This window comes from Microbacterium sp. CFBP9034, from assembly GCF_034045255.1.
GTDB lineage: Bacteria > Actinomycetota > Actinomycetes > Actinomycetales > Microbacteriaceae > Microbacterium.
The window spans coordinates 251,312-274,765 of sequence record NZ_JAXCWC010000002.1 but is presented as its reverse complement, the minus strand read 5'-3'; the positions used below and the strand labels follow the sequence as shown (position 1 = coordinate 274,765).

The window sequence follows — 23,454 nt, the reverse complement described above, 5'->3', positions numbered from 1 at the left end:
CCGGTGCAACGACGAAGGGCCCCGGCGAACCGGGGCCCTTCGTGCGAGCGTCACGAGGTGACGGACGCGGATCGACTCAGTTGTAGTTGCCGCTGAAGTCGCCGTCGGTGGAGAAGCTGTCGAAGTCGACGTAGCTCAGGTCGGCGTCGCTGTACGCGCCGTCCGAGGCGAAGATGCGGTTGGGGTACCGCTCGCTCTTGGCCTCCTCCGTCGCCTCGACCGCGACGTTGCGATACTTCGCAAGTCCGGTTCCGGCGGGGATGAGCTTTCCGATGATGACGTTCTCCTTGAGGCCCATGAGCGGGTCGCTCTTGCCCTCCATCGCCGCCTGGGTGAGGACGCGCGTCGTCTCCTGGAACGACGCGGCCGACAGCCACGACTCCGTCGCGAGCGACGCCTTCGTGATACCCATCAGCTCCGGACGGCCCGACGCGGGGCGCTTGCCCTCGGCCACGGCCTCGCGGTTCATGTTCTGGTAGCGCTTGAAGTCCACCAGCTCGCCCGGGAGCAGCGTCGTCTCGCCGTGGTCGACCACGGTGACCTTCCGCAGCATCTGGCGCACGATGACCTCGATGTGCTTGTCGTGGATCGGCACACCCTGCGAGCGGTACACGCCCTGGACGCCGTTCACGAGGTACTTCTGCACCTCGCGGGCACCCATGACACGCATGACCTCCTTGGGGTCGAGCGTGCCCACCAGGATCGGCTGACCGACCGTGACGTGCTGGCCGTCCTCGACGAGGAGGGTGGCGCGCTTGAGCACGGGGTAGACGTGCGGCTCGTCGCCGTTGTCGGGCGTCAGGATGACCTTCTTGGCCTTGTCCGTCTCGTCGATCGTGATGCGTCCGTCGGACTCGGCGATCGGCGAGGCGCCCTTCGGGGTGCGCGCCTCGAACAGCTCCTGCACGCGGGGCAGACCCTGCGTGATGTCGTCGGCCGACGCGGAACCACCGGTGTGGAAGGTGCGCATCGTCAGCTGGGTGCCGGGCTCGCCGATCGACTGGGCGGCGATGATGCCGACCGCCTCGCCGATGTCGACGATCTTGCCGGTGGCCAGCGAACGGCCGTAGCACTTCGCGCAGACGCCGACAGCCGACTCGCACGTGAGCACCGAGCGGACCTTGATGGACTCCACTCCGCCCTCGACGAGCTTCTCGATGAGCACGTCGCCCACGTCGTCGCCCGCCTCGGCGAGGACCGCGCCCTTGGCATCGACGACGTCGGCTGCGAGCGTGCGGGCGAACACCGAGTTCTCGACGTTCGCGTCCTTGACCAGCGTGTTCTCGGCGCCCAGTGCGGCGATCGGGAGCTCGAGGCCCTTCGTGGTGCCGCAGTCCTCCTCGCGGATGATGACATCCTGCGAGACGTCGACGAGACGACGCGTGAGGTACCCCGAGTCGGCGGTACGGAGGGCCGTGTCGGCCAGACCCTTGCGGGCACCGTGCGTCGCGATGAAGTACTCCGCCACCGACAGACCCTCGCGGTACGAGGAGATGATCGGACGGGGGATGATCTCACCCTTGGGGTTGTTCACGAGGCCGCGCATACCCGCGATGTTGCGGATCTGCAGCCAGTTTCCACGAGCACCCGACGACACCATGCGGTTGATGGTGTTGTCCTCGGGGAAGTTGTCGCGCATGGCCTTCTGGACCTCGTCGGTGGCTTCGGTCCAGATCTTGATGAGCTCCTGGCGACGCTCGGAGTCGGTCGTCAGACCCTTCTCGAACTGGTCCTGCGCCTTGGCGGCCTTCTTCTCGTAGCCGGCGACGATCTGGCCCTTGTTGGGGGGCGTGAGGATGTCGCTGAGCGCCACCGTGACACCCGAACGGGTGGCCCAGTAGAAGCCCGCGTCCTTGATGCGGTCGAGCGAAGCCGCGACCTCCACCTTCGGGTACTCCTCGGCCAGCTTGTTGACGATCTGCGACAGCTTGCCCTTGTCGGCCTGCTCGCGGACGAACGGGTAGCCCTTGGGGAGCGTGTCGTTGAAGATCGCCTGGCCCAGCGAGGTGACGACGAGGCCGTTGCGCTCGTACGTCGCGATGGTCTCGGGCGTCTCGCCCTCCGACTCCAGGAACGTGAGTCCCGGGATGCGGATGCGGACGCTCGCCTGCAGGTCGAGGGTGCCCTCGTCCTTGGCCAGGATGGCCTCGCCGACGGAGCCGAACACGCGGCCCTCGCCCTTGGCGCCCGCCTTGACCGTGGTCAGGTGGTGCAGGCCGATGATCATGTCCTGCGAGGGCAGGGTCACCGGACGGCCGTCCGAGGGCTTGAGGATGTTGTTCGACGCCAGCATCAGGATGCGGGCCTCGGCCTGGGCCTCGACCGACAGCGGCAGGTGCACGGCCATCTGGTCACCGTCGAAGTCCGCGTTGAACGCGGCGCAGACGAGCGGGTGCAGCTGGATGGCCTTGCCCTCGACGAGCTGAGGCTCGAAGGCCTGGATGCCGAGGCGGTGAAGCGTGGGCGCGCGGTTGAGCAGCACGGGACGCTCGCGGATGATCTCCTCGAGCACGTCCCAGACCTCGGGACGCGTGCGCTCGACGGCGCGCTTGGCGGCCTTGATGTTCTGCGAGTGACCGAGGTCGATCAGGCGCTTGATCACGAACGGCTTGAACAGCTCGAGGGCCATCTGCTTGGGCAGACCGCACTGGTGGAGCTTGAGCTGCGGGCCGACGATGATGACCGAACGGCCCGAGTAGTCCACGCGCTTGCCGAGAAGGTTCTGGCGGAACCGGCCCTGCTTGCCCTTGAGCATGTCGGACAGCGACTTCAGCGCACGGTTGCCGGTACCGGTGACGGGACGACCACGGCGGCCGTTGTCGAACAGCGCGTCGACGGCCTCCTGCAGCATCCGCTTCTCGTTGTTCACGATGATCTCGGGCGCGCCGAGGTCGATCAGGCGACGGAGGCGGTTGTTGCGGTTGATCACGCGGCGGTACAGGTCGTTGAGGTCGGAGGTCGCGAAGCGGCCACCGTCCAGCTGCACCATCGGGCGCAGCTCCGGCGGGATCACCGGGACGACGTCGAGCACCATCGAGGCCGGCGACATGCCGGTCTGCAGGAACGAGTTGACGACCTTCAGGCGCTTGATCGCACGGATCTTGCGCTGGCCCTTGCCCTCCGAGATCTGCAGGTGCAGGTTCTCGGACTCGCCCTTGAGGTCGAACGCCTCGAGCCGGCGCTTGATCGACTCGGCGCCCATGTGCGCCTCGAAGTACTGGCCGAAGCGGTCCTGGAGCTCGTGGAAGATCTCGTCCTCGCCCTTCAGGGCGCCCACGTCGAGCGTGCGGAAGTCCTCCCACACCTTCTCGAGACGGATGATCTGGTCGTCCGCGGTCTTGCGGATCTGGCCCATCTCCTTCTCGGCGGCGTCCTTGACCTTCTTCTTCTGGTCGGCCTTGGCGCCCTCTTCCTCCAGGGCGGCGAGCTCGTCCTCCAGCTTCTGAAGGCGCTCGGCGATGCGCGCGTCGCGGCGGTCGCCGATCGTCTTCAGCTCGAGCCGGATGTTGTTCTCCTGCGTCGGGAGGTCGCGCTGGCGCGCCTCGACGTCGACGGAGATCACCATGTAGGCGGCGAAGTAGATGACCTTCTCGAGGTCCTTCGGCGCCATGTCGAGCAGGTAGCCCAGGCGCGACGGGACGCCCTTGAAGTACCAGATGTGGGTGACGGGTGCGGCGAGCTCGATGTGGCCCATGCGCTCACGACGCACCGAGGACTTGGTGACCTCGACGCCGCAGCGCTCGCAGACGATTCCCTTGAAGCGGACGCGCTTGTACTTTCCGCACGCGCACTCCCAGTCACGCGAAGGTCCGAAGATCTGCTCTCCGAAGAGGCCGTCCTTCTCGGGCTTCAGCGTGCGGTAGTTGATGGTCTCAGGCTTCTTGACCTCGCCGAAGGACCAACGACGGATGTCGTCGGCAGTGGCCAGGCCGATGCGAAGCTGATCGAAAGTTGTTGATTCGAGCACTAGTTCTCAGTTCTCCTGTGTCGGAATTCTGTCGTTGCCTGGCCGGATCAGATCTCGTCGATCGACGAGGACTCGAAGCGGCTGGAGATGTTGATACCGAGCTCTTCTGCAGCGCGGAAGGCGTCGTCGTCGGTGTCGCGGAGGTTGACAGCCGTGCCGTCGGCCGAGAGGACCTCGACGTTCAGGCAGAGCGACTGCATCTCCTTCATGAGCACCTTGAACGACTCGGGGATGCCGGGCTCCTGGATGTTCTCGCCCTTGACGATGGCCTCGTACACCTTGACGCGGCCGAGGATGTCGTCGGACTTGATCGTGAGGAGCTCCTGGAGCGCGTACGCCGCGCCGTAGGCCTCGAGGGCCCACACCTCCATCTCACCGAAGCGCTGACCGCCGAACTGCGCCTTACCACCGAGCGGCTGCTGGGTGATCATCGAGTACGGGCCCGTCGAGCGCGCGTGGATCTTGTCGTCCACGAGGTGGTGCAGCTTCAGGATGTACATGTAGCCCACCGAGACCGGCGCCGGGAACGGGTCGCCGGAGCGGCCGTCGAACAGCAGGGTCTTGCCGCTCGAGCCGATCAGGCGGTCGCCGTCGCGGGTGAGGTTCGTCGAGTCGAGCAGACCCTCGATCTCCGCCTCGGCGGCACCGTCGAACACCGGGGTCGCGACCTTGGTGCCGGGGGCGGCCTCGAAGGCCTCCTTGGGCATGTTCGCGGCCCAGGCCGGAGTGCCCTCGACCTTCCAGCCCTGCTGGGCGATCCAGCCGAGGTGAAGCTCCAGCACCTGGCCGAAGTTCATTCGACCCGGGATGCCGAGCGGGTTCAGGATGACCTGGACCGGCGTGCCGTCCGCGAGGAAGGGCATGTCCTCGACGGGGAGGATCTTCGCGATGACGCCCTTGTTGCCATGACGACCGGCGAGCTTGTCGCCCTCGGTGATCTTGCGCTTCTGGGCGATGTAGACCACGACGCGGCGGTTGACGCCCGAGCCGAGCTCGTCGTCGCCGTCCTCGGCGTTGAACTCCTTGACCGCGATGATCGTGCCCTGCTCGCCGTGGGGCACCTTCAGCGACGTGTCGCGGACCTCGCGGCTCTTCTCGTTGAAGATCGCGCGGAGCAGGCGCTCCTCCGCCGACAGCTCGGTCTCGCCCTTGGGCGTGACCTTGCCGACGAGGATGTCGCCGGGGCGGACCTCGGCGCCGATGCGGATGATGCCGCGCTCGTCCAGGTCCTTGAGCAGGTCGGGGCTGACGTTGGGGAGGTCACGGGTGATCTCCTCCTTGCCGAGCTTCGTGTCGCGGGCGTCGACCTCGTACTCCTCGATGTGGATCGAGGAGAGGGTGTCGTCCTTCACCAGGTCCTGGCTGAGGATGATCGCGTCCTCGAAGTTGTGACCCTCCCACGTCATGAACGCGACGAGGAGGTTCTTGCCGAGAGCGAGCTCGCCGTTCTCCGTCGCCGGTCCGTCCGCGAGCACCTCGCCGATCTCGATGCGGTCGCCCGCCGAGACCACGACGCGCTGGTTGTAGCTCGTGCCCTGGTTGGAGCGGTCGAACTTGCGCAGGAAGTAGTCCTGGGTGCCGCCCTCGTCGAGCTGCACGGTCACGACGTCGGCCGAGACCTCGAGGACCACGCCGGCCTTGTCTGCCGTGATCACGTCGCCGGCGTCGATGGCCGCGAAGCCCTCCATGCCGGTGCCGACCACAGGGGACTCCGAGCGCAGCAGCGGAACAGCCTGGCGCTGCATGTTGGCGCCCATGAGGGCGCGGTTCGCGTCGTCGTGCTCGAGGAACGGGATGAGCGACGTCGCGACCGAGACCATCTGGCGCGGCGAGACGTCCATGTAGCCGATCTCGTCGGCGTGGAACAGGTCGACCTCGCCACCCTGGCCGCGGCGGGCCAGGATGCGGTCCTGCACGAAGTGGCCGTCGTCCTTCAGCTCGGCGCCGGCCTGGGCGACGATGTAGTCGCTCTCCTCGGATGCCGTGAGGTAGTCGATCTGGTCGGTGACCTTGCCCTGGACGACCTTGCGGTACGGCGTCTCGATGAAGCCGAACGCGTTGATGCGCGCGAACGACGCCAGCGAGCCGATCAGGCCGATGTTCGGGCCTTCCGGGGTCTCGATGGGGCACATGCGGCCGTAGTGCGAGGGGTGGACGTCGCGGACCTCGACGCCGGCGCGCTCACGCGACAGACCGCCGGGGCCGAGCGCCGACAGGCGGCGCTTGTGGGTCAGACCCGCCAGCGGGTTGTTCTGGTCCATGAACTGCGACAGCTGGGACGTTCCGAAGAACTCCTTGATCGCGGCCACGACGGGGCGGACGTTGATCAGGGTCTGCGGCGTGATCGCCTCGATGTCCTGCGTGGTCATGCGCTCGCGGACGACGCGCTCCATGCGCGACAGACCGGTGCGGACCTGGTTCTGGATGAGCTCGCCCACCGCGCGGATGCGACGGTTGCCGAAGTTGTCGATGTCATCGACCGCGAGACGGATCTCGGCGGGCTTGCCCGCGCGGAGGCCGTCGAACGTGGTGTCGCCGCGGTGCAGGCGGACCAGGTACTTGATGGTCGCGACGATGTCGTCGACCGTGAGCACCGAGTCGCTCAGCGGCTTGTCGAGCCCGAGCTTCTGGTTGATCTTGTAGCGACCCACCTTGGCGAGGTCGTACCGCTTCGAGTTGAAGTAGAAGTTGTCCAGGAGCGCGCGGGCGGCCTCGGCGGCGACCTGCTCGCCCGGACGGAGCTTGCGGTAGATGTCGCGGAGCGCGTCCTCCTTGGAGAGGATCGTGTCCTTCGAGAGCGTCTCCTCGATCGAGTCGAAGCCGGCGAACTCGGCGAGGATGTCCTCGCTGGTCAGGCCGAGCGCCTTGAGGAATACCGTGACCGACTGCTTGCGCTTGCGGTCGATGCGCACGCCGACCTGGTCGCGCTTGTCGATCTCGAACTCGAGCCACGCACCGCGGCTGGGGATGACGCGGGCCGAGACGATGTCCTTGTCGGACGTCTTGTCGGGCGTCTTGTCGAAGTACACGCCGGGCGAACGCACGAGCTGCGAAACGACGACGCGCTCCGTGCCGTTGATGATGAACGTGCCCTTGCCGGTCTGGAGCGGGAAGTCGCCCATGAAGACCGTCTGCGTCTTGATCTCACCGGTCTGGTGGTTCATGAACTCGGCCTCGACGTAGAGGGGCGCCGCGTAGGTCTTGCCGCGCTCCTTGCACTCCTCGATGGAGTACTTCTCGGGCTCGAGGTACGGGTTCGTGAACGAGAGCTGCATCGTCTCGCTCAGGTCCTCGATCGGGGAGATCTCCTCGAAGATCTCCTCGAGGCCGCTGATCTCCGGGACGTCGGTGCGTCCCTCCTTCTTCGCCTGAGCGACTCGGGCCTTCCAGCCGTCATTGCCGACCAGCCAGTCGAAGGACTCGGTCTGAAGCGCCAGCAGGTCGGGGACCGTCAGCGTGTCGGAGATCTTGGCGAACGAGAGCCGAGAAGCTCCGCGGCCGTTCTTGGTGGTGGGGGTGGTAGATGCGTTGCGCGCAGCAGCCAAGGGGATTACCTCCGGTGGCCCGAGTAGGGCTCGTTTCCTTGTCGTCAGGTGTGGAGTGCTCAGTCGTCCCCGATAGCCCGCGCGTCACGCCTCGCGATGAAACGAGGGGGCGCAGGCACAGCCGACCACCATATGAGGGCAGGGGGAATCCAAGAGCGCAAGGACCTACTATACGTGACGCGACGCGCCATGTCCAGCGGGATCCTTGACGACTTTCGGATGCTGCGGTATAACCGGCCCGATTCGCCCCGGATTCCGCGAATTCCTGCGCAGAATGATGGCGTGATCCGCCTCGGCGGGTCCATGATGTGCACATGACTGGGGTCCAGCACCCCGTGATCCGCACGCCCGACCAGCGGATCCGGGTGTTCGTGAGCTCGACTCTGCGCGAGCTCGCCGATGAAAGACGGGCGGTGCGCGACGCCATCGAGCGCATGCGGCTGGCGCCCGTGATGTTCGAGCTCGGTGCGCGCCCGCACCCGCCGCGAGAGCTCTATCGGTCCTACCTCGCGCAGAGCGACGTGTTCGTGGGGATCTACGGCGCCAGCTACGGGTGGGTCGCCCCCGAGGAGGAGATCTCCGGCCTCGAGGACGAGTACAACCTCGCCCCGGCATCCATGCCGAAGCTCATCTACATCAAGGCGTCCGAGGCGCGGGACGACCGCCTCACCGAGCTGATCACCCGCATCCAGGCCGACGACACCGCGGCGTATCTCCACTTCCACACCGCCGACGAGCTGGAGGACCAGGTCGCCGGCGATCTCGCGATGCTCCTCGCCGAGCGCTTCGACGAGTCGCGCCTCGTCGAGGAGCCCGACCCGGAGGCCGCCGCGGCATCCCTCGTCGCCCGTGTGCCGGTGCCGTACACGCCCACCATCGGGCGCGAGCACGACATCGCGGCGGTGCGGGACCTGCTCGCCCGCGGCACCGATCGCGTGGTGAGCCTCCTCGGTCCGGGCGGCATCGGCAAGAGCCGCCTCGCCATCGAGACCGCGCTCGCCACCGACGACCTCTTCCCCGGCGGGACCTACTTCGTGCTGCTCGAGGGCGTGCTCGAACCGGGCCTGCTGCTGCCCACGATCGCGTACGTGCTCGGCATCCGCGACAACGGCGAAGCCGCGCTCGAGGAGCGCATCGCCCACGCTCTCGCCGACCGCAAGGTGCTCGTCGTGCTCGACAACTTCGAGCAGATCGTCGAGGCCGCGCCCGTGCTCGTGCGGCTGTACACGGTGGCGCCCACGGCGACCTTCCTCGTCACCAGCCGCATCGTGCTGCGCATCCGCGGCGAACGCGTGTACGAGGTGCCGACACTCACCACGCCTCCCGGAAGCGCGCCCGCCAGCCTCGACCGCACGACGCGCTCGGCGGCGGTCGCTCTCTTCGTCGACCGCGCGCAGGCCGCCAAGCCGGGGTTCGATGTGACTCCGGACAACGCGGCGCACCTCGCCGACATCTGCCGCCGGCTCGAGGGCCTGCCGCTGGCGATCGAGCTCGCGGCGGCGAAGATCCGCATCCTGACGCCGGCCGGGATCGCGCAGCGCCTGGAGCAGAGCCTGCCGCTGCTCACCGCCGCGGTGCGCGACCTGCCCGAGCGCCACCGGACGATGCGCGCGACCATCGACTGGAGCGTGAGCCTGCTGCCCGAGACGCAGCGTGAGCTGCTCGAGGATCTCGGCGTCTTCGCGACGCGCTTCACGCTCGAGGCCGTCGAGGCGCTCGGCGTCGGGCGCTCGTGGGAGCACGAGACGATCGACGCGCTGACCGCCCTGGTCGACGGCTCGCTCGTGAAGCAGACGGAGATGGGCGGACGGGCCGTGTTCTCGCTCCTCGCCATCGTGCGGGAGTACTCGATCGGACGCCTCAAGGCCCGAGGCGAGGCCGACCGCGTCCGGGCCGCGCACGCCGACTACTACATCGACTACGTGCGGCGCGTGGCGCCCGGGCTCGGCGGCCAGGCGCAGGCCGATGCCGTCGTGCAGCTGGGGCTCGAGCTGCCGAACCTGCGGGCGGCCGTACGCCACCTGGTGTACACGAACCGACTGGACGACGCCGGCGACTTCGCGTGGAGCCTGCTCATCTACTGGTGGATCTCGGGCTTCTTCGCCGAGGTGCGCCTGTGGATGCTCGAGCTGCTCGAGAAGCAGCACGAGTGCCCGATCACCCAGCACACCCGCGCGGTGGCCTGGTTCCTCGCGCTCTGGGGCGAAATGTGGCAGCGCCCGAGCGAGCAGGTGGTGGCCGGGCTGGGCGAGTGCGTGCGCCTGTTCACCGAGAGCGGCGATGCGGATGCCGCCGCCATGGCGCTCGCCGCACGCGCGACGGCGCGCGTGCAGCTGCCCGACCCCAACGCCGCCAAGGCGGAGAAGGAGCTGCGCAAGGCGGTCGCGCAGCTGCGACACCTCGGCAACGGCTGGGCCGAGGCGATCACCGAGGTCTCGCTCGGCCGGCTCGCCTGGGTGCGCGGCGCCACGGACGACGCGCTGGCGCACTTCGACCGCGCCGCCGAGGTCGCCTCGGCGCGCGGCGACCTGTTCACCTCCTCGGTGGCGGGAAACCTGCGGTCGCGTCTGAACTTCCAGCTCGGCAACATCGACGAGGCGGAGCAGGAGTTCGTGCGCACCCTCCTCCTGTCGGTGCAGCTGCACTACGAGGAGGGCGTGGCGTACGGCCTGGAGGGAGTGTGCGCGGTCGCCGCGGCGCACGGCGACGGGTTCCGCGCCGCCGCCCTCGCGGTCGCTGCGGGCGTGATCCGCCGGCGCATCGGCATCTTCGACGTCGAGGCCTTCACCGTCCACACCCCGTACCTCGAGATCCTCCGCGGGCGCGATCCCGACGCGGTGGCCGCGGGAGAGGCTGCGGGCGCAGACCTCACCGTGGCGGAGGCGGTGCTGCTCGCGCTTCCCGCGCCCGAGCACGACGGCGTGGCCGCGGCCCTGCGCTCCTGGTGAGCCGGCGCTACCCGTTCGTGCGGGCGTGGCGGAACCGGATGCGGGTGCCCGGCCGCGCCTGCGCGAGCAGGTCGAGCGCGGCATCCGTCACCACCGCGATGACGGGGTAGCCACCCGTCACCGGCCCGTCCGCAAGGAGGATCGTCGGCCGGCCGCTCGGCGGCACCTGCAGCGCTCCCGGAACCATGCCCTCGCTCGGCAGCTCATCGGTGCGGGCGCGGACGAGCTCCGGCCCGTCGAGGCGCATGCCGACCCGGTCGGCGTCGTTCGAGACCGTCCACACGGCCTCGTACAGCATCCCCAGCGCGGGGGATCCGAACCAGTCCGCGCGGGGGCCGGGGGCGAGCTCCACGACGAGCTCGTCGTCGTGCGGCGCTCCCCAGGGCGCGAGCGGCGCCACCGGAATGGGGACGGATGCCTCGGCCCGCAGCCCGACGGCGTCCCCGGCCCGCAGCGCCGCCGGTCCGATGCCCGCCAGCAGGTCGGTCGCGCGCGACCCGAGCGCCGGACGTGCGTCGAACCCGCCGCGCGCCGCGAGGTAGGCCCGCGCGCCGTGCTGGAACCAGTCCAGGTGAAGCTCGGCGCCGGCGGGCCATTCGTGGGCGGCGTAGGGGTCGACCTCGCGGCCGGCCAGGCGCACCGGACCCCAGGCGCCGGTCACGGCGAACCACGCGTCGACCGCGGCCACGGCGCGGAATCCGCCCATGGTCACCTCGACGCCCGTCGCATCCTCCGGGTTGCCGAGCAGCCTGTTCGCCGTGCGCAGCGCACCACGGTCGAGCGCGCCCGACACCGCGACGCCGAGGGAGGCGGCGCCGGGCCGGCCCAGGTCCTGCAGCGTGGCGAGCAGGCCGGGGTCGATGATCTCGATCCCGGCCGACGGGGTCGCGGCCGGGGACGGCGCGGTCGAGACGGGGGGCACAGAGGCGGGCGCCGTCGCCGATGACGTCACGGCGAGCGCTCGGACCGGCGTGAACCGCACGCGCGCACCCGGGGCGAGCAGCGCCGGGGTCGCGGCATCCGCGTCGAACAGCCGGGCATCCGTCGTGCCGATGAGCCGCCAGCCACCCGGAGTCTCGCGCGGGTACGCCCCCGAGAACCTCGCGGCCAGCCCCACGACGCCCGCCGGCACGCGGGTGCGCGGCGACGACAGTCTCGGCACGTCGTACGGCCAGTCCTCGCTCACGAGGTAGCCGAAGCCGGGGGCGAAGCCCGTGAAGGCGACGGTCCACTCGGCCGCGGAGTGCCGGCGCACGAGCTCGTCCGCGGTGAGCCCCAGCAGCCCGGCCGTCTCGGCGAGGTCGGCTCCGTCGTAGGCGATGTCGAGTTCGACCGCGGCGGTCGACGTCGGCGGAGTCCGCTCGGCCTTCGCCGCCGCCGCCTGCGCCCACGCCCGGGCAGCCGGCACCGGAAGCACAACCGGGTCGATGCGCACGAGCACCGTCCGCGCGGCGGGAACGAGGTCCAGGACCCCGGTAGGGCGCTCGGCCTCGAGCCCCGAGTGAAGGGCCAGCACCTCGTCGAGCGAGCCGGCCTCGAGCAGGAACGCCCGCTCGCCCATCGGGAGCAGCCGCACGCTCACCACGGCGCGCGCACCTCGACGCCCTCGCGATCCAGCGCGTCACGCACGGCACGGGCCATCGCCACCGCCGACGGCGAGTCCCCGTGGAGGCACAGCGAGCCCGCCTCGGTCACGACGACCGTCCCGTCGACGGCCTCCACCTGACCGTCCCGCACGAGCCGCACCGCCCGTGCGGCCACCGCCGCGGGATCAGCGAGCAGCGCTCCCGGCTCGGTGCGGCCGACGAGCCCGCCGTCCCGGGAGTACCCGCGGTCGAGGAACGCCTCCCGCACGAAGGGCAGACCGGCGGATGCGGCAGCCCCCACGATCTCGCCGGCCAGGCCGAGGAGCGGAAGGGCGCGGCCGAGCAGCTCCGACTGGCCGGCCACGGCTCGGGCCACGGCATCCGCCTGCCCCTTGTCTCGGGTGACGGCGTGGTACAGCGCCCCATGGGGCTTGACGTAGCGAAGGTCCGCGCCCGCCGCGACGAGCCGGCCCAGCTGCTCTGCGACCGAGGCCGCCAGTTCGTCCGGCGCCATCTCCATCGGCGAACGGCCGAAGTTCGCCGGATCGGGGTAGGACGGATGAGCACCGACGGCCACCCCGAACCGCGCCGCCCGCGCGACCGCCTCGCGCATGGCCGTGGCATCCCCTGCGTGTCCGCCGCAGGCGACGCTCGCGCTCGAGATGACCGCGAACATGGCCTCGTCGTCGGCGGTCGGGACACCGTCGACGGTCTCGCCGAGATCGGCGTTGAGGTCGATGGCCGCCATGGCTTCCACGCTACTGCGCCGCAACTCCGCCTGGCGGGGCGGGGCGTCGCTCCGCCGCCCGTCTTTCCGCCGGCGGCACCGTAGGCACTCGCGCATCAGGCGGAGTTGTGGCACGGCCACCGGCCGGACGAGTGCGGCGGTCCGGGCTAGGTTGAGGGCATGGCGCGCGGCAGGAACGAGGCATCCGCCCCCTCGGCACGCCTGGCGGACGGCACCATCGCGCGCGTCATCCCCTCGGCGTTCGGTGGCGGCTGGGAGCTCGACGTCGACGGCACCCCGCAGTCGCACGTCGACCTCGACGACCCGACCCACCTCCACTTCGAATACATCGCGCGGATGGGCGCGGTGATCGACAGGCTCCGGATGCCGCGCCAGCCGCTCACCGCGATCCACCTGGGTGCCGGAGCCCTCACGATCCCGCGCTACGTCGAGACGACCCGACCCGGTTCGCGCCAGCAGGTGATCGAGCTCGAGCCGGCACTGTGGGACCTCGTGCGCGAGAACCTCCCGCTGCCACGGGGGGCCGCCATCCGGGTGCGGATCGGCGACGCCCGCGAGGGCCTCGGCCGCCTTCCGGCCGGGCTCGTCGGCGCCGCAGACCTCGTCGTCTCGGACGTCTACTCCGGCGCCCAGACCCCTGCCCACCTCACGACCGTCGAGTTCTACACCGAGGCGGTGCGCTTCCTCGCACCCGACGGGGTGCTGCTCGTCAACGTGGCCGATGGCGCCGGACTCGCGTTCGCTCGGCGTCAGGTCGCCACGATCGCTGCGGTGCTCGAGCATGTGATCGTGCTTGCCGAGGTGCAGACGCTCAAGGGGCGGCGGTTCGGCAACCTCGTGATCGCGGCGTCCCGGGCGCCCCTTCCCACCGAGTGGCTGCCCCGGCTCATGGCGGCGGGACCCCACCCGGCGAAGGTCGCGCAGGGCGCCGAGGTCGTCGAGTTCGCGCGGGGCGCCAAGGTCGCCACCGACGCCGACGCGACCGCCTCGCCCCGGCCCTCGGCATCCCTCTTCGATCGCTGAGCCCGCCACCGCCGAGAGACCACGAAATCGTCTGCCGAACGGACGTCGCCACGGCGTGCCACGGCCGTGGAAGCGCGCGCGAGGCGGCACACTGGAGAGAGCGATCGAGCATGTGCGAAGGGAGTCGCTGTGAGCTACATCCGCGGGTACGACCCCGACACCCTCCGGGAAAAGGTCGACGCACGCCATTGCAAGGAACGCCTCGACGAGATCGGCGAGCAGCGCAGCCTTCCCGCCCTCCTCGAGCGCGTCTGGCTGCTCAAGGTGCTCGATCGCACCGAAGACGCCCTGGTCGTGTCGGAGCAGTCCGTGCGGGTCGCGCGCATGGCGGGCACACGCAAGGACCTGCTCCGCGCTCGGATCCTCCACGCCTCGGTGCTGCAGGCACGCGGCGCGTATGCGGCTGCCGACCAGGAGCTCACCACCTGTGCCGAAGAGGCCGAGGGCCAGGGCTGGGCCGGCATCGCCGCCTTCGCGTTGCAGCACCGCGGCAAGGTGCACTACGAGGCCGGCGACTTCGAGTCCGCCCGCCGGGACTTCAAGCGCGCGCTGTTCCTGCGCCAGGAGTCCGGGGCGCCCGACGACCAGCTCGAGTCGACGCTGCTCGCCATCGATGCCGCCGACCGGCGCCGGGCTGCGGCATCCGTCGCCAGCTGACTGTCGCAGGCACCTTCTACTGTCGCCCTCATGTCGGAACTGAATCGCGTGCGCCACTGGGCCGAGGCGCTCATCGCCGCCCACCTCGACGACTCGTGGACGTTCGGGTTCGACAGCGCCAAGCGCCGTGCCGGGCTGTGCGACTACACGCGCAAGCGCATCACCGTGTCGCGGTACCTCACCGCCCGCTACGACGACGACACCAACCACCAGACGCTGCTGCACGAGGTCGCCCACGCTCTCGCCGGCCCCGCCGCCGGGCACGGACCCACCTGGAAGGCGCTCGCGCGCGAGCTGGGCTACGTCGGCGGCACGACCCACCGCGGCGAGACGGCGACCGACCTCGCACCCTGGATCGGCGTCTGCCCTGCAGGGCACCTGGCCTATCGCCATCGCAAGGCCACCCGGCCGACGTCGTGCGCGAAGTGCGCGCCGCGATTCGACGAGCGTCACGCGTTCGCCTGGACCAGGCGCGAGATCACCCCGGCGACCCGCCTCGCCGCCATGACGCCCCGGGACTGACCGCGGCGCGGGTTCGCGGCGCGTCGCTCGGCAGGGTCAGAGCGCGATGAACGCGCCGTCCCGGAGGACGGGCACGACGGATGCCGCGTCCACCGCAGCGGCCGCGAGCACCTCGTCGCGTCGGCCGAGCGCCTCGAGCTCGAGGCCTGAGCCGCTCGCGGTGAGCAGGTGTCGCGCAGCGCCACGCAGGGCGCGGAAGCTCTCGCCCGCCACCGCCGCGTCGGGCGACGAGTGGTCGATCCCGAGGTCGGCGAGCGCGTCGATGACCGCTCCGGCGCCGAGCAGGTCCTCGACGGCGAAGCGCAGTGCCGCGCCCGGTTCGGCAGACGTCAGCTCGCCGCACGCGATGACCGCGATGCTGGTGCGCTCGCCGCGCTGCCGTTGCACGTCGAGCACGGCGCGGGCGACGGCGGAGGCGTTGCGCAGACCGCCGAGCAGCACGGTCGATGCGGACTGCCCGCCGGCGAGGGCCACCGCGGCGCCGTTGAGGGACACGGCGTGGGCCGCGGCATCCAGCGCCACCGTCTCACTGCGCTCGACTGCCTGGATCACCGTCGAGGAGAACTGCAGCACGTCGACGACGACGACGACATCGCTCGGTGCGAGGCGCGCGAGCCCGTCCGATCCCCAGTCGAGGCGCACCTGGTACGTGGACTGGTCGAAGGGTCCGGGCATCCGTCCAGCGTACGACGGGCCTTGCCCGGCTCATGCGCGTGTCACAACTCCGCCTCGCTGCCCGCCGCTCCTACCCGGCGCACCCGCGCTAACTCGAGTCCGCCGCCGCGGCCGGGGCCGTCCAGGCGGAGTTATGACACACGTGCCGGGCCCGCCGCTCCTACCCGCCGCGTCCCGATCCCGCCACCCCTGCGTCAGGCCGAGTCCGCGGTGCCACACTGAAGCATGCGCATCCTCCTCAAGCTCGTGATCGACTGCGATGCGGATGCCGCGTGGCGCGCCGTGCATTCCCCGCGCGCCGTGGCCGAGCTCTACGGGCCGCTCCTGGGCCTCGACCCGCTCATCCCCAGCGGCCTGCCGACGGCCTGGTCGCCCGGCGACGACGTGCCCGTGCAGCTGTGGGCGCTCGGCGGGATCCCGGCCGGCCGGCAGCTGATCCACGTGAGCGAGCGGTTCGTCGACGAGCCGGCCGGGCGCGTGCGCGTCTTCCGCGACAGCGGCATCCCGCTCACCGGACCCCTCTCGAGTCTCGACGTGTGGGACCACCAGATGGCGATCTCCCCGGCTCCGGGGGACCCGACCAAGACGCTGTGGCGCGACCGCCTCGTGATCGGCGGCGCGACCGCACCCGCGCTCTGGCCGGTGCTGTGGGCCACCTGGCAGTGGCGGGGGGCGCGCATCCGGGCGCTCGCGCCGACGTGGGCGCATGACCTGCCCGACGGCGCCGAGCCGGCCGCGGCCGAGTCGCCCGCCCACGCCGAGCCGGCGGACTGACACCGCCGCGCAACGCCCGCCGAACGCCGACGCACCGAACACGGCCCACCAGCGAGCCGACTGACACGGATGCCGCGGCCGAAGCCTGGCCGCGGCATCCGCTCTCTCCCGCCGGGATCAGTCGGCGAGCGCCTCGACGGGCGCGACCCTCGTCGCCAGCCGTGTCGGGACGACCGCGGCCACGAGCGTGAGCACCGCGGTCGCGACGACGATCAGCGCCACCGGCACCCACGGCACCGCGGGGGCCACCAGGGTCGGCGACTGCCACGCCGGCGGCATCGGGGCCGAGCCGAGCAGCGACTGGGCCCCGGCCCAGCCGTACGCGATCCCCAGCACGAGCCCCGTCGCCACGGCCGCGATCGTGATGTGCGCCGCCTCGAGCAGCACCATCCGCCGCACCTGGCCGGTCGAGACCCCGAGCGCCCGCAGCAGGCCGAGCTCGCGGCGGCGCTGCACGACGCCGATCGTGAGGAGGTTGACCAGCCCGACGGCGGCGATCACCGCCGAAACCCCGACCAGCCCCATCATGACCCCGGAGAACGTGTCGATGACGGTGTTGAGCTCGGTGTCGACCTCGCCGCCGGCGGACGCCGTGATGACGGACTTCACGGTCTCCAGCGCCACGGCGAACATCGTCACGAGCGTCACCCCGATCACGACCCCGATCGCCATGCGGCTGGAGCGCTCCGGGTACCGCAGGGCGTTCTCGGCCGCCAGCTTCGCCGTCGCCGAGCGTCCGAAGAGACGACCCACCAGCCGCAGCACGGGCGGCATGATCATCGTCGAGCCGACCACGAGCCCGGTGAAGGAGAGGATGCCGCCGACGAAGGCGACCACCACTCCGAGCGGCGTGAGCAGGCCGAGCAGGATGCCTCCGGCGAGCAGCGCGCCACCCGAGACGAACAGTGCGATGGCGGCGCCGTTGCGTCCGCGACGCCGGGCGAAGGAGTCGTGGGATGCCTCGACCGAGCCGCCGAGCGCCTGCAGCGGCGTCACGGTCAGGACTCTCCGGGAGCCCGCCCAGGCGGCGGCCCACGTCGTCAGGGCGACGATGACCGCCGGGATGAGCAGCACGCCCTGCACCACGGAGTAGTCGACGTCGTCGATGCCGAGCAGCGCCTCGGCCAGCGCGACGCCGGCCGCCGAGACGGCGGTGCCCGCCACCAGGCCGAGGAACGCCCCGATGATCCCGACCACGAGCCCCTGGCGCGCCACCTCGGTGCGCTGCGACCTCGCCGAGGCGCCGATCAGCCGCATCAGCGCGATGCGCCGCGTGCGTCCGGCGACGACGGTCGAGAAGGTGTTCGCCGTCACGATGGCGGCGACGTAGACGGCCACCCCGACGAGCAGCACCGTGAGGATCGCAAGCACGGCGGCCAGCATCTCGCTGTCGCCGATGTAGGGGTCGGAGCGCATGACGGCGGCGAGGAAACCGGTCGCACTCAGCAGCACGGCGCCGAACGCGGTCGAGATCGCGGCGACGAGGATGCTCGCGCCCATGCCTCGTTCGCGCAGCCATGCCAGCGGGGCGGATGCCGCAGGCCGAGGCATCCGCTCGCTTCTCGCCGGTGGGATCACCGGCGGTGAGACGCTCGAAGCGAGTGCGACGTCGGGAGAGGGTGCGGCGGTCATGACGCCACCGTCGCAGCCGAGTCCGCGCCGAGCTCGGTGGCGAGCATGTAGGCCGAGATCTCCTCGGCGCTCTGACGGGGCTTGTCCGCGACGATCCGGCCGTCGCCGAGGAACAGGACCCGGTCGGCGTGGCTGGCCGCGATCGGGTCGTGCGTGACCATCGCGATCGACTGGCCGTGCTCGCGGCTGGCCGCGGCCAGGAGGCCGAGCACCTCGCGGCCGCTGCGCGAGTCGAGGTTTCCGGTGGGCTCGTCGGCGAACACGAGATCGGGCGCCGTCGCGAGAGCACGGGCGATCGCGACACGCTGCTGCTGGCCGCCCGACAGCTGGTGCGGCCGGTGGCCGAGGCGCGAGGTGAGGCCGAGCGTCTCGACGAGCCCGTTGATCCGAGCCTGCTCGAGAGCCGTGGGGCGGCGGCCGTCGAGATCGAAGGGCAGCAGGATGTTGCCGATCGCGTCGAGGGTCGGGATGAGGTTGAACGCCTGGAAGACGAAGCCGACGCGACGGCGCCGCAGGATCGTGAGTTCGAGGTCGGAGAGACCCGTGATGTCGGTGTCGCCGATCCACGCGCGGCCGGCGGTCGGGGCATCCAGTCCCGCCATGATGTGCATGAGGGTCGACTTTCCCGATCCGGACGGGCCCATGATCGCGGTGAACTCTCCGCGACGGATGCCGACCGAGACGCCGTCCAGAGCGCGGACCGTGCTCTCGCCGGCGCCGTAGGTCTTGGTGAGCTGCTGCACCCGGGCGGCGAGCCCGAGGTCTGTCGATGTGAGTTCCATGCTTCGACGGTACGAACCGGGCCCGCCCCGTCGCGTCGGCCCCGGGACGCATCGGCGTACATCGCAGGGATGATCTGTGGGCCGCCGGCGCGAGGGCCCCCGACCGGCCGCCGCGTCGATGGCTCAGCCGCCCCGGTGCGATCGGGCCGGTACGGTGAGCCGACCGAGCAGCGCCACGACGGCGCCGATCGCGACGCCGCCGATCACGTCGGAGAGCCAGTGGGCACCGACGTGCATGCGTGAATACGCCACTGCGGCGGCGACCGGGGCGACGATGAGGCCCGCTCCCCCCGATTCCAGGGCCACGCCGGCGGCGAACCCGGCCGCGCTGGCCGAGTGCCCCGAAGGGAACGATTTCGTGGTCGGGTACCACCGGAGGCGCCGGCCGACGGGCACCTCGCCGGAGACCGGCCGCCTGCCGTCGAAGAATCGCTTGACGATGACGTCCGAGATCACGCCCGCGACGATCATCGATCCGACGCCGCGAAGGGCCGCGCGGGGGCGGCCGAACACCGCGAGAGCGGCCGCGATCGCGTACCAGAGCGCACCCCTGTCGGCCGCGTGGCTGAGGCGGCTGAACCCGCGGTCGTGGGCGTGCCACCGACGGGACGCGTTGATGCGGCGATTGACCGCCCGATCCACGCGGCGGATCCACGTCGGCATGATCCGTGCGGGGCGAGGCGCGGGGTCCGGCTGCCGGAGGGTCGCAGGGCGCATGGCCACGAGGCTAATCCCGCAGGGCTCCCACGCAGGATGCCTTGTCCCGCGAGGACGGAGTGGCTATGTTCAACACGCCGACGACGACGTGCTTGAACTCCTGAGGAGCCCGCCATGCCCGCCACTCCCCTGCCGCCCAGCGGCGATGTGCCCGTCGGCCCGAAGACCTGCGATGCCCGGGGGATGATCGAGATCCACCGCATGTTCCGACGCGGGTTCGGTGAAGCGCCCGACCTGGTGCGCCGCGTGGCCGACGGCGATGCCGCCCATGCCGCCGCGGTGGCGACGCAGCTCGAGACGCTGTCGCTCGGGCTCCACGCCCACCACGAGGGCGAGGACGCCAAGCTCTGGGATGCGCTCGACGAGCGCGCGCCGTCGTGCGCCCCGCATGTCGAGCGCATGAAGGCCCAGCATGCGGAGCTGCTCGTGCACCTCACCGCGCTGGACGGCGCCCTTCCGGCGTGGCGGGCCTCGGCCACTCGAGTGGAGGCCGAGCCCGTCCTGGCCGCGCTGGATGGCGTCAACGCGGCGATCGCCGTGCACCTGCCCGACGAGGAGACGAACATCGTGCCGGTCATGGAGTACACCATCACCGAGAGCGAGGTGGAGTGGTTCTCGGAGCACGGACGCCGCTCGATCCCGAAGGGGCAGACGTGGCAGCAGCTCGGCGAGATCCTCGCGTCGCAGCCCGACGGCGGTGACGAGTGGCTCCGCGCGCACATGCCCGCCCCGGGCCGGCTCGCCTGGCGCCTCATCGGCAAGCGCAAGTACACGCGGCACCGGGCGGCGCTGGAAGGGCGCTGACCCGGCGCGTTTCGTCTCGCTCCGCTCGCTCAACGACCGAGAGGACCGGTCGTTGAGCGAGGAGCGCAGCGACGAGACGAAAACGGCGTCAGGCCAGGCCGTGCTCGAACGCGAACACGACCAGCTGCACGCGGTCCCGCAGCCCGAGCTTGCCGAGGATGCGGCTGATGTGCGTCTTCACGGTCGCCTCACTGAGGTACTCGCGCGCCGCGATCTCGGCGTTCGACAGGCCCCGTGCGGCCAGGGCGAAGATCTCGCGCTCCCGCTCGGTCAGGTCGCCGTACGTCGCGGGCACCGGGCGGGGCGCGGCATCGGCGAAGTGCGCGAACAGGTCGCGGGTGGCGGATGCCGCGATCACGGCCGATCCGGCATGCACCGTGCGGATCGCGGCCAGCAGGAACTCCGGATCGGCGTCCTTGAGCAGGAACCCGCTCGCCCCCTGGCGGATCGCCCGGGCCGCCGCCTCGTCGAGGTCGAACGTCGTCAGCATGACGATGCGCGGGGGCTGCGGGTCCTGCAGCAGCTCTGCGGTGGCGGCGAGCCCGTCGAGGACCGGCATCCGGATGTCCATCAGCACGACGTCGGGGCGTGTGGCGCGGACCACGTCGATCGCCTCACGGCCGTCGGAGGCCTCGGCGACGACTTCCAGGTCGGGCTGAGAGTCGACGAGCATGCGGATGCCGGCGCGGAACAGCGCCTGGTCGTCGACGAGCGCGACGCGGATCGGAGTGTCGTGGGCCGTCATGCGGGTCTCGCTTCCGAGGTCTGGCTGCGGCGGGAAAAGACCTGAGCGGCGGTCACGCCGGGCTCCCGAGCGGCAGGACGCCCGACACGACGAACTCGGCCCCGCGGGGCTCGGCCGCGATCCGGCCACCGGCGAGCTGCGCGCGCTCGCGCATTCCGATCAGCCCGTGACCGGTGCCCGAGGGCTCGTGCCGGCGCTCCGAGCCGAGCGGGTTGCGCACCTCGATCTCGACGCGGTCGGGCAGCCACGCCAGCCGCACGGAGACCGGCCCGCCGGCAACGCCGTGCCGCAGGGCGTTCGTGAGCGCCTCCTGCAGCACGCGGTACAGGGCCAGCTGGACCGCGCCCGGGGGCTCGGCGGGCGGCATGGGGGCGACCTCCACGCGAAGGGTCACACCGGCCGTCCGGACCTGCGCGTACAGCGACTCCAGGTCGGCGAGCGTGGGCTGCGGGCCGTCGCCCTGACTGTGACGGAGCTGCGTCAGCAGCAGCCGCACGTCGCCGAGCGCGGATCGGGCCGTGGACGAGATCGTCTCGAGGGCGGTCGTCGCCGCGGACGGGTCGACGGCCGCGGCGTAGCGCGCCCCATCGGCCTGCGCGATGACCACCGCGAGCGAGTGGGCGACGACGTCGTGCATGTCGCGCGCGATCCGCACGCGCTCCTGCTCCACGACCGCCTCGGCCTCGGCCCTCTCCTGCGCCGTGCGGTTCTCCCTCGCCCTGACGGCGGTGCGCACGAGCGCGCCCACGGTCCACGAGAGCAGGAGCGCGAAGCAGGCCGCGACGAGCACGGCGAGGACGAGCGGGATCGTGCTCCACGTCACGCCGCCCGACCCGAAGTAGGGGCCGATCACCAGGTACACGGTGATGACCAGGGCCCCCACGAACGACGAGGCGAACCCGAGCCAGAACACCGTGCGAGACCCGTAGGCCGCGGTCACGTACAGCACCGCGAAGATCGCCACGTCGACAGGGCTCGGCGGGCGCCCGTACCCCATCTGGGCGATCGCGCCCGCCCAGGCCAGGCCGAGCGAGAGGCCGGGCGACAGCCGGCGCACCGCCAGGGCGGCTGTCATCAGCACCGTGATCACCACCGAGGAGAGCACGACGGCGCGCTGTCCGGTGCCATCGGCGAACTGGACCTCGAACGGCAGGGCGATGAGGCCGAACACCAGCGCCACCACGACGTCGACGACGATCTGCGAGGTCTTCAGGCGGCGGAACACCGCTTCACGCTACGCGAGAGCGGATGCCGCGGCATCCGTCTGGCGATGTATCCGGTGCGGCGAAGGCGACCGCCCCTATGGTTGGCTCAACCAACCATTGCACTGCGCAGTCAGAGGCTTTACTGTCGCGACACAGGCCGAAACCGACGAGAAATGTCGGATCGACAGGATCGGGAGCGGGGCTGCTCCCCAGGGACGGAGACATGATGACGACGGTACGCGCGGCCATCACGCAGACCACGTGGACAGGCGACAAGGAGTCGATGCTCGACAAGCACGAGCAGTTCGCCCGGGATGCCGCGGCCGACGGCGCGCAGGTGATCTGCTTCCAGGAGCTGTTCTACGGGCCCTACTTCGGCATCACCGAGGACAAGAAGTACTACCGCTACGCCGAGCCCGCGGACGGTCCCATCGTGCAGCGGTTCGCGGCGCTCGCCGCCGAGCTGAACCTGGTCATGATCCTCCCCATCTACGAGGAGGACATCACCGGCGTCTACTACAACACCGCCGTGGTGGTGGATGCCGACGGCACGATCCTCGGCAAGTACCGCAAGCACCACCTGCCGCACCTCGACCGGTTCTGGGAGAAGTTCTACTTCCGCCCCGGCAACCTCGGCTATCCCGTGTTCGACACGGCGGTCGGCAAGATCGGCACCTACATCTGCTACGACCGGCACTTCCCCGAGGGCTGGCGCGAGCTGGGCCTCAACGGCGCGCACATCGTCTTCAACCCGAACGCCACCAAGCCCGGACTGTCGAACCGCCTGTGGGAGGTCGAGGGCCCGTGCGCGGCCGTCGCGAACGGCTACTTCGTGCTGCAGCCCAACCGAGTCGGTCGCGAGGACAACGAGTACGGCGAGCTCGCCGTCGACTTCTACGGCACCAGCCAGGTCATCGACCCCCGCGGCAACTTCGTGGGCGAGCGCGGCTCCGGCACGCACGAGGAGATCCTCATCCGCGATCTCGAGATGAACATGGTGCAGGAGATGCGCGACGACTGGCAGTTCTACCGCGACCGTCGTCCCGACTCGTACACGTCGATCGCGAAGCCGTGATGAAGGACGCAGCCCGCACCGCGCAGCCCACTCGAGGACAGGAGACACC

The 23,454-nt window shown here is 70.7% G+C and carries 17 protein-coding genes; 7 read left to right on the top strand and 10 right to left on the bottom strand.

The features are described 5' to 3' along the window. Positions 1–76: 76 nt before the first annotated feature. Positions 77–3,967, bottom strand: coding sequence for a DNA-directed RNA polymerase subunit beta' (gene rpoC / locus SOM19_RS12530; RefSeq protein WP_320486939.1), 3,891 nt, complete (start codon positions 3,965–3,967; stop codon positions 77–79). A gap of 47 nt (positions 3,968–4,014) precedes the next feature. Further along, complete coding sequence (gene rpoB, locus SOM19_RS12525) at positions 4,015–7,512, bottom strand: DNA-directed RNA polymerase subunit beta (RefSeq protein WP_320486938.1); 3,498 nt, start codon at positions 7,510–7,512, stop codon at positions 4,015–4,017. Between the two features lie 314 nt (positions 7,513–7,826). Here rpoB and SOM19_RS12520 point away from each other — a divergent pair, with 314 nt between their 5' ends. After that, positions 7,827–10,460 (top strand): ATP-binding protein, encoded by a 2,634-nt coding sequence (locus SOM19_RS12520; RefSeq protein WP_320486937.1) that lies wholly within the window; start codon positions 7,827–7,829, stop codon positions 10,458–10,460. 7 nt (positions 10,461–10,467) lie between these two features. Here the strand turns inward: SOM19_RS12520 and SOM19_RS12515 are convergent, their stop codons facing one another. Further along, positions 10,468–12,045, bottom strand: a complete 1,578-nt coding sequence (locus SOM19_RS12515) for a 5-oxoprolinase subunit B/C family protein (protein WP_320486936.1) — start codon at positions 12,043–12,045, stop codon at positions 10,468–10,470. After that, on the bottom strand, positions 12,039–12,794 hold the full coding sequence (locus tag SOM19_RS12510) for a 5-oxoprolinase subunit PxpA (RefSeq protein ID WP_320486935.1): 756 nt from the start codon (positions 12,792–12,794) through the stop codon (positions 12,039–12,041). The genes SOM19_RS12515 and SOM19_RS12510 overlap by 7 nt, the downstream gene beginning before the upstream one ends. Positions 12,795–12,953: 159 nt before the next feature. On the opposite strand from SOM19_RS12510, the gene SOM19_RS12505 reads away from it, so the two are divergent. From SOM19_RS12505 to SOM19_RS12495, 3 genes are all read left to right on the top strand, one after another. Next, positions 12,954–13,817 carry a spermidine synthase gene (locus SOM19_RS12505; protein ID WP_320486934.1) on the top strand — a complete coding sequence of 288 codons (864 nt, stop codon included), beginning with the start codon at positions 12,954–12,956 and terminating at the stop codon, positions 13,815–13,817. A gap of 129 nt (positions 13,818–13,946) precedes the next feature. Next, positions 13,947–14,474: a hypothetical protein gene (locus tag SOM19_RS12500; RefSeq protein WP_320486933.1), complete on the top strand. Its 528-nt coding sequence runs from the start codon at positions 13,947–13,949 to the stop codon at positions 14,472–14,474. Between the two features lie 30 nt (positions 14,475–14,504). Beyond that, entirely contained in the window at positions 14,505–14,996 is a 492-nt protein-coding gene (locus SOM19_RS12495; protein ID WP_320486932.1) for a SprT-like domain-containing protein, read from the top strand. 36 nt (positions 14,997–15,032) lie between these two features. On the opposite strand, the gene SOM19_RS12490 is transcribed toward SOM19_RS12495, so the two are convergent. Then, a complete protein-coding gene (locus SOM19_RS12490) occupies positions 15,033–15,671 on the bottom strand; it encodes a 2-phosphosulfolactate phosphatase (protein ID WP_320486931.1) in 639 nt (212 codons plus the stop codon). 225 nt (positions 15,672–15,896) lie between these two features. Between SOM19_RS12490 and SOM19_RS12485 the strand changes: the two genes are divergently transcribed. Beyond that, positions 15,897–16,445 carry a hypothetical protein gene (locus SOM19_RS12485; RefSeq protein ID WP_320486930.1) on the top strand — a complete coding sequence of 183 codons (549 nt, stop codon included), beginning with the start codon at positions 15,897–15,899 and terminating at the stop codon, positions 16,443–16,445. A gap of 117 nt (positions 16,446–16,562) precedes the next feature. On the opposite strand, the gene SOM19_RS12480 is transcribed toward SOM19_RS12485, so the two are convergent. The 3 genes from SOM19_RS12480 to SOM19_RS12470 all read right to left on the bottom strand — a co-directional run bounded on the left by SOM19_RS12480 (position 16,563) and on the right by SOM19_RS12470 (position 19,576). Next, positions 16,563–17,996: an ABC transporter permease gene (locus SOM19_RS12480; protein WP_320487732.1), complete on the bottom strand. Its 1,434-nt coding sequence runs from the start codon at positions 17,994–17,996 to the stop codon at positions 16,563–16,565. Positions 17,997–18,073: 77 nt separating this feature from the next. Continuing rightward, entirely contained in the window at positions 18,074–18,859 is a 786-nt protein-coding gene (locus tag SOM19_RS12475) for an ABC transporter ATP-binding protein (protein ID WP_320486929.1), read from the bottom strand. A 123-nt stretch (positions 18,860–18,982) separates the two neighbouring features. Continuing rightward, entirely contained in the window at positions 18,983–19,576 is a 594-nt protein-coding gene (locus tag SOM19_RS12470) for a phosphatase PAP2 family protein (protein ID WP_320486928.1), read from the bottom strand. Positions 19,577–19,690: 114 nt separating this feature from the next. On the opposite strand from SOM19_RS12470, the gene SOM19_RS12465 reads away from it, so the two are divergent. Beyond that, positions 19,691–20,380, top strand: coding sequence for a hemerythrin domain-containing protein (locus SOM19_RS12465; protein ID WP_320486927.1), 690 nt, complete (start codon positions 19,691–19,693; stop codon positions 20,378–20,380). 88 nt (positions 20,381–20,468) lie between these two features. On the opposite strand, the gene SOM19_RS12460 is transcribed toward SOM19_RS12465, so the two are convergent. After that, positions 20,469–21,125 carry a response regulator transcription factor gene (locus SOM19_RS12460; protein WP_320486926.1) on the bottom strand — a complete coding sequence of 219 codons (657 nt, stop codon included), beginning with the start codon at positions 21,123–21,125 and terminating at the stop codon, positions 20,469–20,471. A 52-nt stretch (positions 21,126–21,177) separates the two neighbouring features. Continuing rightward, entirely contained in the window at positions 21,178–22,350 is a 1,173-nt protein-coding gene (locus SOM19_RS12455) for a histidine kinase (RefSeq protein WP_320486925.1), read from the bottom strand. Between the two features lie 206 nt (positions 22,351–22,556). Between SOM19_RS12455 and SOM19_RS12450 the strand changes: the two genes are divergently transcribed. Next, complete coding sequence (locus SOM19_RS12450; protein WP_320486924.1) at positions 22,557–23,405, top strand: nitrilase-related carbon-nitrogen hydrolase; 849 nt, start codon at positions 22,557–22,559, stop codon at positions 23,403–23,405. Positions 23,406–23,454: the final 49 nt, after the last annotated feature.

Excerpts from the sequence above, each read along its gene's own strand:
- SOM19_RS12505 (WP_320486934.1), top strand. The coding sequence starts at position 12,954 with ATGGCGCGCGGCAGGAACGAGGCATCCGCCCCCTCGGCACGCCTGGCG.
- SOM19_RS12465 (WP_320486927.1), top strand. The coding sequence starts at position 19,691 with ATGCCCGCCACTCCCCTGCCGCCCAGCGGCGATGTGCCCGTCGGCCCG.
- SOM19_RS12490 (WP_320486931.1), bottom strand. The coding sequence starts at position 15,671 with ATGCCCGGACCCTTCGACCAGTCCACGTACCAGGTGCGCCTCGACTGG.
- SOM19_RS12480 (WP_320487732.1), bottom strand. The coding sequence starts at position 17,996 with ATGCCTCGGCCTGCGGCATCCGCCCCGCTGGCATGGCTGCGCGAACGA.
- SOM19_RS12510 (WP_320486935.1), bottom strand. The coding sequence starts at position 12,794 with ATGGCGGCCATCGACCTCAACGCCGATCTCGGCGAGACCGTCGACGGT.
- SOM19_RS12450 (WP_320486924.1), top strand. The coding sequence starts at position 22,557 with ATGACGACGGTACGCGCGGCCATCACGCAGACCACGTGGACAGGCGAC.
- SOM19_RS12475 (WP_320486929.1), bottom strand. The coding sequence starts at position 18,859 with ATGGAACTCACATCGACAGACCTCGGGCTCGCCGCCCGGGTGCAGCAG.
- SOM19_RS12495 (WP_320486932.1), top strand. The coding sequence starts at position 14,505 with ATGTCGGAACTGAATCGCGTGCGCCACTGGGCCGAGGCGCTCATCGCC.
- SOM19_RS12520 (WP_320486937.1), top strand. The coding sequence starts at position 7,827 with ATGACTGGGGTCCAGCACCCCGTGATCCGCACGCCCGACCAGCGGATC.
- SOM19_RS12470 (WP_320486928.1), bottom strand. The coding sequence starts at position 19,576 with ATGCGCCCTGCGACCCTCCGGCAGCCGGACCCCGCGCCTCGCCCCGCA.
- SOM19_RS12460 (WP_320486926.1), bottom strand. The coding sequence starts at position 21,125 with ATGACGGCCCACGACACTCCGATCCGCGTCGCGCTCGTCGACGACCAG.
- SOM19_RS12485 (WP_320486930.1), top strand. The coding sequence starts at position 15,897 with ATGCGCATCCTCCTCAAGCTCGTGATCGACTGCGATGCGGATGCCGCG.